Genomic DNA, 15,819 nt, shown 5'->3' on the forward strand with positions numbered 1-15,819 from the left:
TACTCATAATACCTTTAAAACACATTATTTTAAAAGTTATCCACAAATTTTTTAATAATATAAATTCCTAAAGAATAAAAAAAATTCCTCTCTAAAAAATAAGAGACGAATTATCCGCGGTACCACTCTAATTGTATCTTTAATAATTTAACTTAAATCATAAAGATACCACTTAACTTTTAACGCAAGTTATTACGATCATCCCTACTTAAAACTTTTCAGGTGATTTCTCCAAGACTCTCTTCCTATTAATCTATCTTGTAAGGCTTACACTATCCCTTACTCGCTTTAAGAATCAATTATAGTACTCTTCTTTTCACAGAACTTTTCCATATTAATCTTCATTTATTATACAAATCAGCTTTAAATTTGTCAATCTTAAAAATAGAAAATAAATAACTCATCATATGAATTACTTTTCAAATGATGTATAATGATAATATTAATCTTAAGAATTAAAATGAATATTAGTACTTTAAGGAGTTATAAAATGAAAAAAATAGGTGTTATTTACATTGGTTCTAATTCAGTTAAATTTACATTAATGAATGTAATGAAAAATGGATATTATAAGGTTATCGGAGAATCTAGTAATGATATTAAACTTGCTTTAGATTTATTAGATGATAATAAAATATCTGATAGTAAAATAAACGAAACACTAGCAAATGTTCGTTCATTTAAATCATTATGTACTTTTTCAGAAGTAAAAGAAATCATAGCAGTTGCTACTTATACCTTAAAAAAAGCATCTAATTGTAATGAATTTCTTGAAAAAATAAAAAATCAGTTTAACATAACTGTTAACTTATTATCAGATGAGCAGGAAATATATTATAGTTACTTAGGGGTAACAAGAAGTATGTATGTAAATAATTCTCTTATTGTAGATATTTGTGGATCTTGTACTCATTTAACTTGGGTTAAAGATGGAAAAATAGAGAAAAATACTACAATTCCATTAGGGGCCTTAACTTATACTTTCAAATACAATTTACAAGATAGAGTGTGTTATGAAAATCTAGAAAAAGCCATATTGTCTTTAACAAGTATATTAGATGACATTGAGTGGTTAAAAAAAGAAAATTTCGAATCTATAATAGTTGTTGGTAGTACAGCTAGAACTCTTTGTAAAATTGATAAAGCTAAAAAAAGATATCCTTTTGATATTTTACACAACTACAAGTTAAATGAAAATGATGTTTATAAAATATATAACTTAATAAAATGTAAAGACTTTAAGCAGAGAACTAAAATAGATGGTTTATCAGTAGAAAAATCTGATTTAATAGTTGGGGGATTAAGTATACTAAATACTATAATTGAAAAAGTAAGATGTGATGATATTATAATATCTGGTCGTGGATTAAGAGAAGGTATAATGTTTGAATATATAAATAATCATTATGAGCCTATTGATGATATATTAGATTATAATTTGAATGGTATAATTGAATATTTAAATATAAATAGAGCACACGCTGAACATGTATTTAACATAACATCAACTCTATTTAATGAATTAAAGCCTATTCATAAATTAGGAGATAAATATAATAATGTATTAAAAACTGCTACATTGTTGCATGATTCTGGAGTTAGTATAGATTATTATCATCATCATAAACATTCTTTTTATGTAATACTAAATTCCAACATTAATGGACTTAGTCATAGAGAACTATTCATGAGTGCTGCTATTGCTGCTACTCATAATGAAAGAGATAAAGTAGCACTGCCACCTTTCTTTTCAATAATAAATAAATTAGATATAAAAGCTATTAATTCTATTAATATACTTCTTATGATTGCTGAACATTTGGATCTAAGTCTTGAAAGAGCTGTAGACTATTTAAGCATTGATATAAAAGAAGATAGCGTTTTAATTAATTTATCCTCTCATTTAAATATCGATTTAGAAATAAAACAAGTACTTAAATTTAAAGATAGATTTAAAGATATTTATGGAAAAAATTTAGAAGTAAAACAAATATAATAAAAATGAGTTCGAAAATGTAATGAAATTTTCGAACTCATTTTTATTTTGGTAGAGTGTTGATATATGCATAAGAAAAGTGGGCGGAATAACTTAATATTTCATAATACCCATTACATTAAATTAAAATAACGACATTATAATTACTGCTAAATTAAGAGCTTTCATATATAAAAATTTAACTGGAATATTAATTATAAAGCCTCCAAAAAATATTATGCCTAGTAATATTAACATCTGATATTTATATAATTTCTCTCCTATAATAGAAAATTTCTTTGGCATCAGATCTTCTAATATTTTAAATCCATCTAATCCCGGTATAGGTAATAAATTAAATACTGCAACACTAATATTAATAAGAATAATCTTATTAATCATAAGATAAATGACACTATAATAAGATTCAGGTAACACATTAATTGCAAATCTAGCATAGATTCCAAATAATATTGATGTTACTAATACTACTAATAAATTTGCACATACTCCAGCAGCACTAACTCTTAAATCATCTTTATAATAATTTTTATATGCAGATGGATTAGTTCTAATTGGTTTTGCCCATCCAAATCCAAATAATAATATCATCAGAAATCCCATGGGATCAATATGCGCAACAGGATTCAATGTTAATCTACCTTCATATCTAGGAGTCTTGTCCCCCAATACATCTGCTACCTTTCCATGAGCATATTCATGAAATGTAAATGCAATTAAAATTGCTGGTATTAATACCATTAAATCAAACAATTTATCCAAAAGCATTTTAAACTCAATACTATACATACGTTTTCTCCTTATTTTAAATTTTATTTATATTTGACATTATTGTCATAAACAATTTTTTTTATAAAAAATAATGAAACTATCTCTAAATTGAATTTCTGACTAATAAAGCATAAAATCAATGTCTTAGAGATAATTTCATTTATAAAACTTCTTATTCCTCTACTAAACTAGTATATGATAATTTTCCATCTACAACTGTTGCTACAAACTTTTCTTTTATTTCAACTAGTTTTCCGTCATATGACATTTCTTTTCCTGTAGTAAGATTTTTTACTATTCCTTGAAGATTATCATTAATTAGTATTTCACTTTTACTATTAAAATACATATCTTTTGGATTTACCACTTCAGTTAAGTCTAAATTTTTCCATGATGATGTATCCTCATCTACTGTACCATATATTATTTTCGAAACTTTATCCGCTGTTATTTCGCCAATATATATAACACCTTCGGCATCAATTCCAAGTAATGCCAATTCTTTATCTGATTTGATTACTAGTCTCTTACTAGGACTTGTTGCATAAAAAGTGTTGTTAACCTCATCTTCATAAATCAATCTATCGTAACGTGGAATAACATCCATATTACCTAATACATCAGATTTAAGAGATACTCTTGTTAAATCATGGTTTATGTCTATTCTATAAACAGTATTCTTCATTCCACCTCTGTCTACATCAACATAATACACTCCTGTAAGAACTGAAACACTTATCTTTTTTACTTCCATATTACTTTTATAGCTACATACTTCACTTACATCACTTTGAACTTTATTAGTTGGATCATATGTTACAAGCTTTATCTTCTCTTCATCATCTATATTAGTCTTTTCTGCTATAACTATTCTATCTCTATCAGATAGCCACTTATAATACATTATATCTCCACCATCTTGAGTCTTAATTTCATTTTTTTCATTTGTTGATGTATCTTCTATGTATACTTTATTATTATAATTATAAGTTAAATATCTTCCATCATAAGATATTTTTACATCTTCTGATCCATCTGGAATAGTTGCATTTACATTCTTAGTATCTGCTACATCAGTTTCTACTTTCTTTATTTTAAAATCTGAAGAATGTTTAAAAACAAAACTATCTAAAATGAACAAACCAGCAAATTGTAATATTAGAGATAGTATTGCCCAAGAAATTATTCTTTTAATAACTTTCATTATCTTTGTCTCTCCTTTTTACTCAACAATAATTGCTGTTGGTATCGCTCTTTCTCCTAAGCTATCTGATGGATTATTTATTATCTTATCATTGTAATACATTGTTGTTGATTTTCCACCATCTAAGTTTATAGCATTTACAGCTCCACATTTATAGATTACTTCTTGAGCTTCCTTTAATGTAGCACCTAAACTTGTTGCACTTCTACCGTCTATAACCAAAAGGAGGATTGCGCCATCTGCTCTTTGACCTATTACAGTTCTTGGAGCTACTCCCCAACCGCCATCTCCTGCCATTGGAGTCATTTTACCATTTACAACTAAAGTTGGAGTAAAGCTTAAAGCTTCTTCTATATTTAACTTCTTAAGTTCATTTACAGAATAATTTCCTACTATTAATTTACCTTCTTTTGTAATTCCTAATAAATCAGTCTTTTCATTCTCATTTTTATCATTAAAAATTACCTTTCCTTGATTCATTATAACTCCTGTTGGAAGTCCTCCATTCCCAGTCCATTGAGCTGTTGAAGAACTATCTGTAAATCCACCTCCATTTATTGCTGCTATTGCATTATTATTCTTTGCAATTTGAGAGGTAGTTTCTCCTTCTACATTTAATTTAGAAGTATATCCTACTTTTATTCTAGTTGGATCTTTTATTGTTAAAAGATATCCATTATATTTAGGATTTTCTATTGTATGCAATTCAATATTAGAATCTTTTACTTTAGGTATTTCTACTTCATTAACATTTGTATTTTCAGAAGTTTCATCAACTGATGAAGTACCTAAAATCTCAGCTATTTTTTCATCTGATAAAAACCATGTTGCTAAAAATTGATGATTCATAGATGTCATTGCAGCTCCAACAAATGTTCTTTTTGCATTTTCAAAAGGGCCATATAAAAGTACAAAAGGGCCTGTACAAGCTGTGAAAATAACCATAAATATTAAAAATCCTAAAACCCCTTTAAAAGAAACCTTCTTTCTTTTTTTCCTTTTTTTAGAACCGTTTGGTCTAGCCTTTACAGCTTTTTTCTGCTTTTTTATGTTTTTATCCATGAAATTTTTCCTTTCTTTTTTCATTTCTAAAAGTACTTATAACCATATGTAAATTAAAATCAGACTATCTTTATAATTATATAATACGAAAATTTAAAATTCAATAATTATGTTAGTAATTATTTTCAATATTCATCTTTATTATATATAATTTTAATTTTTTTTTCTTATTATGATATAATTTATTCAATAATTATATGTTTTTACAAGTTAATAATTATTCTTACAAAAATAATCTTAAAGAATTAAAAGGAGATATTTAATTATGGAAAATAAAATTTTAAATAAATTAAAAAATTCTTCTAAATATATTTCTGGAGAAACCTTAAGTTTAGAATTAAAGATTTCAAGAAGTGCTATTTGGAAACATATTAGGACATTAAAAAATAAAGGCTATGTTATAGATGGAATTTCAAACAAAGGATATAAATTAATATCCTCACCTAATACATTATTTCCAAATGAAATAAATCCATTATTAAAAACAAAAAAAATAGCTAAAGATATAAAATATTTTTCTGAACTCCCATCAACTAATAAAACTGCAAAACAACTAGCTGATAATGATACTATAAGTGATGGAACATTAATACTTGCTGAAAAACAAACTTTAGGTAAAGGACGTTTTGATAGAAAATGGATTTCACCAACCAATGGCATTTGGATGAGTTTAATATTAAAGCCAAATATTCCACCTTCAGAAGCTTCGAAAATAACTCAAATTGCAGCTGCTTCAGTCTATAAAGCACTTTTAAACTTAGACATTAATGTACATATAAAATGGCCTAATGATATTTTTGTTAATGGTAAAAAATTATGTGGTATCTTAACAGAAATGAAATGTGATATAGATAGAATACATTATTTGGTTTTAGGAATAGGATTAAATGTAAATTTAGAAAGTCAAGAAATTCCAGATGAACTTAAAGACATAGCTACGTCATTAAAATTAGAATTCAATAAAACCTTTAGCAAAAGCTTAATACTTTCAGAAATTCTTAACAATTTCGAACCACTTTATGAAAAATTTATTTTTAAAAATGATATTTCTGAAGTATTAAATATATGTAGAAAAAATTCTAATCTTTTAAATAAAAAAGCAAAACTTATAACTTATCATAATGAAGAAATAGTCACCTGCATTGGTATAAATGATAATGGTGAACTTATTGTAAAAGATACAGCTGGAAATGAGAAAGCTGTAACAAGTGGAGAAATTAGTTTTAGGATATAAGATATAATTTCCTATACATATTTTAAGGCTCTGTATTAAAACAGAGCCTTGAAATATGTACTTTTATAATAATCTTATACCATGATTTTCACATGCTACTAGATTTTTTTCATCCCAGATTGAAGCTTGCACTTCACCTATATGAGCTTTTTTCAAGAAAAACATACATATTCTTGATTGTCCTATACCTCCGCCAATTGTATATGGTAATTTACCTTCTAATAACATCTTGTGGAATTCAAGATTTTTTCTATCTTCACAATTAGCTTCTTTAAGTTGTCTTAATAAAGCTTTTTCATCAACTCTAATTCCCATTGATGATACTTCAAATGCCCTATCTAAAATTGGATAGTAGAAGATTATATCTCCATTCATAGTCCAATCATCATAGTCTGGAGATCTCCCATCATGCTTTTCTCCTGATTTTAATATATCCCCAATTTGCATTATAAATACTGCGCCTTTTTCTTTAGCTATAAGATCTTCTCTTTCTTTCGCAGTTTTTCCAGGATACATATCTTCTAACTCTTGAGTAGTTATAAAAAATATCTCTTCTGGTAAAAATTTTTCTTCATCCATTGATTCTTTGCAAGCATAGTCTTCAGCTTTTTTAAATACAGTATAGATTTTCTTTACTACATCTTTTAAAGTATTTAGATTTCTATCTTCTTTGTTTATTATTTTTTCCCAATCCCATTGATCTACATATATAGAGTGAAGATTATCTAAGTCCTCATCTCTTCTTATAGCATTCATATCTGTATATAAGCCTTCACCTACATTAAAGCCATATCTATATAAACTATATCTTTTCCATTTAGCTAATGAATGTACTATTTGCACATCTTTTCCTGTTGCTAAAACGTCAAAACTTACAGGTCTTTCAGAACCATTTAAATTATCGTTCATTCCTGTTTGAGGTTCAACAAATAAAGGCGCTGAAACTCTAGTTAAATTTAAGCTTTCTGCAAGGGCTCTTTCAAAAAAGTCTTTAATCTTTTTAATATGAACTTCTGTTTCTATCAATGAATTTTTGCTTTTATATCCTTCTGGAATAATAACATTTTCAATATTCATAAATAAATCCCCCTTAAATTATTCTATATTACTTATATTTTTTAAATAAATATTTAGTAAAAAGGAGATCTTGAAATGCATTTGCATACTCGATCTCCTAAACATCCGTATTTCACTCATTCAGTATAATAAATTAATAATAATTTGTCAAATAAAATTTAAATTTGACATTTTGATACATGTTCTTTTAATATATTCGCTGAATTTTGTAATTTAATTATTTCTTCCTGAGTTATATTTGGCTCTACTATTCTTACTGCACCATTGCTATTAATTATAGTAGGTATAGCTAAGTACATATCACTAATACCGTACTCTCCTTGCATTAATGATGAAACAGTTAGAATAGCATTTTCATCTCTAAGAATTGATTCTGCTATTTTAGTTATAGCTAATCCAATTGCATAATAGGTAGCTTTTTTTCTACTTATTATTTCATATGCTGCATTTTTAACATCACTTTCAATAACACTTCTTATTTCTTCATCCCATTCTAATGAGAACTTCTTTGTGTAGTCATCAAATCCTTCTCCAGCAATACTTCCAGTACTCCAGCTTACAACTTCACTATCGCCATGTTCTCCTAAAACATATGCATGTATATTATTATTGTTTACATTTAGGTACTTACCTATAACGTATTTTAATCGTGATGTATCTAATACAGTCCCTGTTCCTATTACTCTTTCCTTAGGGAATCCTGATAATTTATATGTAATATATGCTAAAATATCTACTGGATTAGATGCAACTAATAATACAGCTTCTGGGCTTACTTTTGCCATTTCTGGAATAAATCCTTTAAATATATTATAATTTTTTTCAATTAAGTCTAATCTAGTTTCGCCTTCTTTTTGTGCTGCTCCTGCTGTAATTATAACTATATCAGAATCTTTAGTTTCTGCTATGCTACCAGCATATATATTAACTGGTTTTACAAATGAAGTTCCATGAACTAAATCCATAACTTCTCCCATGGCTTTATCCATATTTATGTCACATATACAAATTTCTGTAGCTACTCCACTATTCATTAAAGCAAATGCTGTTGTTGATCCTACAAATCCTGCACCTATAATTGATACCTTACGTTTTCTTTCTCTTGCCATGTCTAGTCCTCCTAAATATTCTATTCTTTAATATATTATTATCAAAACGTTTATAAATTATTATTTTACAAATTTATAAACATATTAAAATACTTTATTATTGTTTCCTATTAAATTGATTCTAAATAATATTATAAATATATTATTTAGAAATTAGGTTTCTTATTTCTTTCTAAGTCAGTATACATTAAATAATAATCAAATTCAATAGTATTTAATAATAATTATCGTTTAGTTAAATTAATTGAAAAACTTTAGAAATACTATATAATTAGATTTAGGCATTAATTAAAATAATGCCTTTATTTATAGTATTAAATACTATATTAAGTTTCTTATAAACTAAGGAGGTATTATTTTATAATGAAATTATTATTTTTTGATACAGAAACTACTAGTATTAAGCCAGGTAGTATCTGTCAATTAAGTTATATAACTGTAGATGCAAGTTCTAAACCACAAATAACAATAGGTAAAAATTTCTTCTTTACAGTTGATGAAATGGATCCATCAGCTCAAGAAATCCATGGTTTTTCTTTGGAAAAACTATATGAATTATCAGAAGGTCAATATTTTGAAGATTTAGTTCCTGAATTCTTTAAAGATTTTATAGAAGCTGATTTCTTAATAGGACATAATGTAAATTTTGATATTAGATTTTTAAAACACGAATTATCTTTATTAGGTGAAGATTTCACCCCAAAACATTCTTTTTGTACAATGGCTCACTATAGAGATATTTGCAAACTTCCTAAAGCAAATGGTGAAATAAAGAATCCTAAATTAGAAGAAGTAATAAATTTTCTTGGAATAACAAAAGATCAAATCACTAAAACTTCTGATAAATTATTTAAAGGTAGTGGTAATTATCATGATGCAAGATTTGATACAACTGCAACTTATTTAACCGTAACTGAAGGATTAAAAAAAGGATATTTCCCAAGAGGATATTTTACAAATTTACTTAAAAAGAAATAATTATTAAAATTATTTCTTTCAAAGTGTTAATTTACCCATTCAGTTGATTAATTTATAGATTTAATTCATATTTATTAACAAATTAAATTGAATATTTAGAGGATTACATTAATATTTATTAACATTAATATAATCCTCTAAATATTATATTATTATCAACAAATATTATATTGAATGAGGTGAATTCACATGAAAAAATATATTTGTGATATCTGTGGGTATATATATGATCCTGAAATAGGAGATGTAGATAGTAATATAAAACCTGGAGTAAAATTTGAAGATCTACCTTGTAATTGGATTTGTCCTATATGTCATTTCGAAAAAGAAAACTTTTCTTTATTATTATAATTTTATTTTTATATAATAAAAAAATAAGGAGCTTTTAAAATTTAAAGCTCCTTATTTCTATTTATTCTTCAATAATACTTTGATATTTTTTAGTTATTTCTTTATCCATAGCTGGAACACCTTCTAATGGATATTTAAAATTTAAAACGTCATACTTATTTTTTCCTAGCAGATGATATGGTAATAATTCTACTTTTTCAACCCCACTTATATTAGATATATATTTTTTTAGATTTATTATATGTTCTTCCCCATCAGTTAATCCCGGAACAACAACATGTCTAATCCAAATTGGAATTTTAGAATTTTGAACCCCTTGTAAAAATTTTAATGACTCATCAATTTCCATATAAGTTACATTCTTATAACCATTTTTATCATAGTGTTTTATATCAAATAAAACTAAATCTACATATTTTAATATTTCATCATATTCTCCAAGTCCAAATCCTGAGGTATCTAAACACGTGTTTATTCCTTTTTCTTTACATAATTTTAATACTTCTAGAAGAAATTCTGGTTGCCTTAAGGGTTCTCCACCGGAAAATGTAACTCCACCATTAGAACTTTTAAAATATGTTTTATATCTCTCTATCTTCTTAACTAAATCTTCTGCAGTATATTCTTCTCCACCATCATAAGTCCAAGTATCTGGATTATGACAATATTTACATCTTAATGAACACCCTTGAAAAAATACAACTACCCTAATTCCAGGTCCATCTACTAATCCCATAGTTTCAATTGAGTGAATTCTTCCCTTAACCATTTTTCTATCCTCCTAGAACTACACCCCTGCCATTTAAGACAGGGGTATAATTAAGTTATGTTTATGAATTTATAGTATATATAAAAAGGGGGTATGCCCTTTTTATATTGAGAGTCGAGAGTGAAAAATTGAAAGTTTAGGATGAAAGTCTTACAGACTTTCTAAAAATATAATTTCAAAAATTCCATCGAGGAATTTTTTCCTTCACTCTCCACTATCAACTCTCAATTCTCAATTCTCAACTAATTATTCTTCCACTTTACTTATTAATATATCAACAAGTATTTAAAATATAGCCTTAATTATTTAATCTTAGATACTTTCGTGGAAAGTTCTGCTTATAACTTCTAATTGTTGTTCTTTTGATAGTCTGCTAAAGTTAACAGCATATCCAGAAACTCTGATTGTTAATGTTGGATACTTATCTGGATTTTCCATTGCATCTATTAATGTTTCTCTGTTAAGAACATTAACATTTAAGTGATGTGCTCCTTGAACAAAATATCCATCTAAAATTGAAACTAAATTAGATATTCTTTGTTCTTCACTCTTTCCAAGTGCATCTGGTACAATTGAGAATGTATTTGAAACACCATCTTGGCAAACTTCATTGTAAGGTATTTTAGCAACTGAATTTAATGATGCTAATGCTCCATTTGCATCTCTTCCATGCATTGGATTAGCTCCTGGTGCTAAAGGTTCACCTTTCTTTCTTCCATCTGGTGTTGTACCAGTTTTCTTACCATACATAACATTAGATGTAATTGTAAGTGCTGATAATGTATGTTTAGCATCTCTATATAAAGGATGTTTCTTAAGTTCATTTGAGAACTTAGTTACTAATTCTACTCCTAAATCATCTGCTCTATCATCATCATTTCCGTATTTAGGGAAATCACCTTCAACTTCAAAGTCGATAGCTAGTCCTTCTTCATTTCTTATTGGTTTAACTTTTGCATATTTAATAGCTGATAATGAATCTATTGCAACTGAAAGACCTGCAATACCAAATGCCATAAGTCTATCTACCATAGTATCATGTAAAGCCATTTGTCCTGCTTCATAAGCATATTTATCGTGCATATGATGTATTATATTCATTGTATCTACATAAATTTTAGCAACATATTCTAAAACTTTGAAGTAATTTTCTTTTACTTTATTGAAATCTAAAACTTCATCATTCATTACTTCAATTCCTGGTATTACCTTAATTCCTTTTAATTCATCACAACCACCATTTATTGCATATAAAAGTGATTTTGCAATATTACATCTTGCTCCAAAGAATTGCATTTGTTTACCAACCTTCATAGCTGATACACAACAAGCTATTGCATAATCATCACCATAAATTGGTCTCATTACTTCATCACTTTCATATTGAACTGCATCTGTCTTAATTGATATTTCTGCACAGTATTTTTTAAAGTTTTCTGGTAACTTATCTGACCATAAAACTGTTAAATTTGGTTCTGCTGAAGCACCTAGATTTATCAATGTATGTAAGTATCTAAATGAGTTCTTTGTTACTAATGACTTTCCATTTATACCCATACCGCCAATTGATTCAGTTACCCATGTTGGATCTCCACCAAATAAATCATTGTATTCTGGAGTTCTTAAATGTCTTACTAATCTTAATTTTATTATAAGTTGGTCTACTAATTCTTGAGCTTCTTTTTCAGTTATTAATCCTGCTTCTAAATCTCTTTCAATATATATATCTAAAAATGTTGAAGTTCTACCAAATGAAGTAGCTGCTCCATTATTTTCTTTAATTCCAGCTAAATATCCAAAGTATAAAGATTGTACCGCTTCTTTGGCATTTGATGCTGGTTTAGATATATCACAGCCATATTTAGCTGCCATTTCTTTTATTTCTCCCAAAGCTCTAATTTGCATAGAAACTTCTTCTCTTTTTCTTACCAATTCATCAAGCATGTCCCCTTGAAGATTATCAAGATCTTTTTTCTTTTCTTCTATTAAATAATCTATACCATAAAGAGCTACTCTTCTATAGTCACCTATTATTCTTCCTCTGCCATAAGCATCTGGAAGTCCTGTTAAAAGTCCTGCACTTCTTGCAAGTCTTATTTCTTTTGTATAGCCATCAAAAACTCCTTCATTATGAGTTTTTCTATATTTTGAAAAATGTTTTTCTATATCTTTATCTAATTCATATCCGTATTCTTTTAATGAAGTTTGAACCATTCTCATTCCACCAAATGGATTTACAATTCTTTTTAGTGGAGCATCAGTTTGAAGTCCTACTACTACTTCATTATCTTTATCTATATATCCTGCTTCATAGTTATTTATTCCTGAAACTCTGTCGGTTGCAATATCTATTATTCCTTTTTTAACTTCTTCAACAATTAATTCGTATGCTTTATCCCATACCTTTGCTGTCTTTTCACTTATATCTTCTAAGAAGCTTGAATCTCCTTCGTATACTTTATAATTCTTTTGTATAAAGTTTCTTACGTCAATACCTTCTTGCCAAGTACCGTTTTTAAATCCTTCCCATTGTTTAAACATGATTTTGCCTCCTTTTAATATATATCAAGAAAAAACTTTGTTAAATCTTTCTCAATGTTATTATAATATAAATTAGTGTAAATTCAAAGCTTTTTTCTGTTTTTTCTTAAAATTTATATTTTTTTATGCTCATAAACAACTACACTTACTTATTTTGTATATTATCTTATTTATTTACTTATACTCTGTTTTTTTGCATTTTTATAAAATAAATCATTGTAAAGATTGTTGTTTTTTTCTCAATTGAATCCACTAAAATTAACAATATTGCTATTTAAACGTTTTTTAAGTTATAATGATTATCAATTGAAAAGAAAATTTTAATTTATTTATTCGAAATTTGACACATTCAAATGTTATAATTAATATATATATATATTAATTTTATTTACATATTTAAAAGGGGAATACTTATGATTAAAAATTTTAAAAAAACATTAATTTATTTTATTTCATTCATCATTATATGTTTAGGAGTTTATTTTTTTATTGCCCATAATAATACTTTTAAGAACAACTTAACAATTATAAACAATAAAATTTATTCTAAATCATTACCAACAAATAATTTTGAAACTAAATATGTATCAAATATTAAATTTGATAATATGCCAATAGAAAATGTACCTGATATTACTTTAAATATTTTAAATAAAACAACTATAAAAAACATACCCACCTTATTAAAAGCTCAAAGATATTATTTTTCAATCAAATCTATAAGTAAAATATTGGGTTATTCTACTGATTATTCAAATAATGAAATACAACTAACAAAGGATAATAAAAATATTATCATAAAAAATAATACCTTTGAAAAAAATCTCAAAGAATTTAGCCTTAGAGGAAATTCTTTAGTTCATGATAATGAAACTTATATATCTCTATCAGATATAGAAGACATATTTGATCTTATAGCTATATTTGATTTTAATAAAAAAAGTATCAGTTTGCTAAATAATGAGCTAGAGCAACCTAATTTATCCAACATTGTATTTAGCCAAAAAGTAGCCATGGTTAGATTCGAAGATTTTACATGTGGTGATACTAACTTTGTAGATGTGAATCAAGCTAAAGTAAAATGTATGGCTAATCTTTTATATTCTAAAGGAATAAAATTCCATGTTGGATGGATTCCTAGATTTAAAGCTCCTACAGAAAACATAGATAATGATTTATTAAAAAATAACACTATAAATAATGTAGGTTTTATTAATTTATTAGACTATTTAATAAATAAAGGTGCTGAAATTGGTTTGCATGGTTATACTCACCAAAGTGGCAATGATAGAAGTGCTGTTGGAGAAGAATTATCTAAAGATGTAAATAATACAATAGAAGATACTAAAAAGGTAATTGAAAATGGTATTGATGTTGCTAGTGGCTTAAATATCCCTATAAGTTTTTATGAAAGTCCACATTATAGAGATACAAAACTTCAACAAAGTGTAATTGAAGAATATTTTCAATATATATACGAACCTTATGACAACTCAACCTCTAATTTATACAACAACAATAAAAACAATTTATATGTACCAACACCATTAGGATACGTTCCAGACCCTAATGATTTATCTTCTATAATAAACGGACTTAAAAAGAATGATTCAAAGATTTTAAATAGTTTCTTTTATCATCCATCAATTGAATTAGATTTTATAAATTTAAAAATAGATAATGATAAACTGAATATTGACTATAATACTAACTCTCCATTACAGCAAATTGTAAAAGCAATTAAAGATTATAATTATAATACCATTCACATTTCAGAATTAAAGAAATAAAAAAATCGCTAATCTTAACCTTTAAACAAAATTATAATTTAACTAGAAGTTACTTTAAAATCACATCAAGTAACTTCTAGTTTTTTTACTCTTCATTTCTATTTGGCACCATACTGTTTGTAGTATTCATCTATTCTAATTTTGATTTCATCATCAATTATTACTTTTCCATTAATTTCTTTATTATATAAATACTCTACAACCTCAGTCATTGTAACTATGGCACAAGCTTTAAATCCATATTTTTCTTCTAATTCTACTAATGCAGATTTTTCGCCTTGACCTTTCTCCATTCTATTAACAGATATAACAAGTCCTACTACATCTACATTTCCTTGTTCTTTTAATATAGGCATTGTTTCATAAATAGATTTTCCTGATGTTGTTACATCCTCTACTATTAAAACCTTATCTCCATCATTTAATTTACTTCCAAGAAGTATTCCAGTATCTCCATGATCCTTAACTTCTTTTCTATTTGAGCAATAACTTACATCTATTCCATACTTATCACTTAAGGCCATTGTAACTGTAACACTTAAAGGAATTCCCTTATACGCTGGTCCAAACACTATATTATAATCGTCATCATAATTTGCCTTTATAGCTTCAGCATAATATTCTCCTAATCTTTTTAATTGACTTCCTGTCTTATAATTTCCTGTATTAACAAAGAAAGGTGTCTTTCTGCCACTCTTAGTTACAAAATCTCCAAAAGTTAAAACTCCACACTCTATCATAAACTCAATAAACTCTTTTTTATATGCTTCCATTTTCTATATTCCTCCCAAATTTCATACTGTATTTTAATATATGCTAGTGTTTATATATGCATAAGCAAAGTGGACTGAGTAATTGAACTTAGGAATACTAAAATGACTATAGTCCCATTTTAGCTTGCTCCCAATATAAAATTGAGACAAGCAGTAAATGTGAC

At 26.6% G+C, this 15,819-nt stretch carries 13 protein-coding genes and 1 other annotated feature; of the genes, 5 read left to right on the plus strand and 8 right to left on the minus strand.

What is annotated here, in order from left to right:
- Positions 1-98 precede the first annotated feature (98 nt).
- Positions 99-329, minus strand: a binding site (T-box leader).
- Positions 330-490: 161 nt separating this feature from the next.
- The gene (locus RGC78_RS14700; protein ID WP_252226701.1) at positions 491-1,996 is read left to right on the plus strand and encodes a Ppx/GppA phosphatase family protein; all 1,506 of its coding nucleotides are present in this window, start codon (positions 491-493) and stop codon (positions 1,994-1,996) included.
- 123 nt (positions 1,997-2,119) lie between these two features.
- Here RGC78_RS14700 and RGC78_RS14705 read toward each other — a convergent pair whose 3' ends face one another.
- The 3 genes from RGC78_RS14705 to RGC78_RS14715 all read right to left on the minus strand — a co-directional run bounded on the left by RGC78_RS14705 (position 2,120) and on the right by RGC78_RS14715 (position 5,033).
- Positions 2,120-2,785, minus strand: coding sequence for a site-2 protease family protein (locus RGC78_RS14705; protein WP_252213124.1), 666 nt, complete (start codon positions 2,783-2,785; stop codon positions 2,120-2,122).
- 154 nt (positions 2,786-2,939) lie between these two features.
- On the minus strand, positions 2,940-3,971 hold the full coding sequence (locus tag RGC78_RS14710; protein WP_252226704.1) for a dipeptidyl-peptidase IV: 1,032 nt from the start codon (positions 3,969-3,971) through the stop codon (positions 2,940-2,942).
- An 18-nt stretch (positions 3,972-3,989) separates the two neighbouring features.
- Positions 3,990-5,033, minus strand: coding sequence for a phosphodiester glycosidase family protein (locus RGC78_RS14715; protein WP_252213536.1), 1,044 nt, complete (start codon positions 5,031-5,033; stop codon positions 3,990-3,992).
- A gap of 265 nt (positions 5,034-5,298) precedes the next feature.
- On the opposite strand from RGC78_RS14715, the gene RGC78_RS14720 reads away from it, so the two are divergent.
- Positions 5,299-6,267 (plus strand): biotin--[acetyl-CoA-carboxylase] ligase, encoded by a 969-nt coding sequence (locus RGC78_RS14720; protein WP_252213120.1) that lies wholly within the window; start codon positions 5,299-5,301, stop codon positions 6,265-6,267.
- A gap of 63 nt (positions 6,268-6,330) precedes the next feature.
- Here RGC78_RS14720 and asnA read toward each other — a convergent pair whose 3' ends face one another.
- Together asnA and RGC78_RS14730 are read right to left on the minus strand one after the other, a co-directional pair.
- Complete coding sequence (gene asnA, locus RGC78_RS14725; RefSeq protein WP_252213119.1) at positions 6,331-7,344, minus strand: aspartate--ammonia ligase; 1,014 nt, start codon at positions 7,342-7,344, stop codon at positions 6,331-6,333.
- Between the two features lie 158 nt (positions 7,345-7,502).
- The gene (locus RGC78_RS14730; RefSeq protein WP_252213117.1) at positions 7,503-8,453 is read right to left on the minus strand and encodes an L-lactate dehydrogenase; all 951 of its coding nucleotides are present in this window, start codon (positions 8,451-8,453) and stop codon (positions 7,503-7,505) included.
- A 363-nt stretch (positions 8,454-8,816) separates the two neighbouring features.
- Between RGC78_RS14730 and RGC78_RS14735 the strand changes: the two genes are divergently transcribed.
- Together RGC78_RS14735 and RGC78_RS14740 are read left to right on the plus strand one after the other, a co-directional pair.
- On the plus strand, positions 8,817-9,431 hold the full coding sequence (locus RGC78_RS14735; protein WP_252213116.1) for a 3'-5' exonuclease: 615 nt from the start codon (positions 8,817-8,819) through the stop codon (positions 9,429-9,431).
- A gap of 189 nt (positions 9,432-9,620) precedes the next feature.
- A complete protein-coding gene (locus tag RGC78_RS14740) occupies positions 9,621-9,782 on the plus strand; it encodes a rubredoxin (RefSeq protein WP_252213114.1) in 162 nt (53 codons plus the stop codon).
- 61 nt (positions 9,783-9,843) lie between these two features.
- Here RGC78_RS14740 and pflA read toward each other — a convergent pair whose 3' ends face one another.
- Positions 9,844-10,551 (minus strand): pyruvate formate-lyase-activating protein, encoded by a 708-nt coding sequence (gene pflA, locus RGC78_RS14745; RefSeq protein ID WP_252213113.1) that lies wholly within the window; start codon positions 10,549-10,551, stop codon positions 9,844-9,846.
- Positions 10,552-10,863: 312 nt separating this feature from the next.
- Positions 10,864-13,092, minus strand: a complete 2,229-nt coding sequence (gene pflB, locus RGC78_RS14750; protein ID WP_252213111.1) for a formate C-acetyltransferase — start codon at positions 13,090-13,092, stop codon at positions 10,864-10,866.
- Positions 13,093-13,505: 413 nt separating this feature from the next.
- On the opposite strand from pflB, the gene RGC78_RS14755 reads away from it, so the two are divergent.
- Complete coding sequence (locus RGC78_RS14755) at positions 13,506-14,882, plus strand: DUF2334 domain-containing protein (RefSeq protein WP_309556893.1); 1,377 nt, start codon at positions 13,506-13,508, stop codon at positions 14,880-14,882.
- A 98-nt stretch (positions 14,883-14,980) separates the two neighbouring features.
- On the opposite strand, the gene pyrE is transcribed toward RGC78_RS14755, so the two are convergent.
- A complete protein-coding gene (gene pyrE, locus RGC78_RS14760) occupies positions 14,981-15,655 on the minus strand; it encodes an orotate phosphoribosyltransferase (RefSeq protein ID WP_252213108.1) in 675 nt (224 codons plus the stop codon).
- Between the last annotated feature and the right edge of the window lie 164 nt (positions 15,656-15,819).

This window comes from Clostridium aquiflavi (genome assembly GCF_031344075.1).
Taxonomy (GTDB): Bacteria; Bacillota; Clostridia; order Clostridiales; family Clostridiaceae; genus Clostridium; species Clostridium aquiflavi.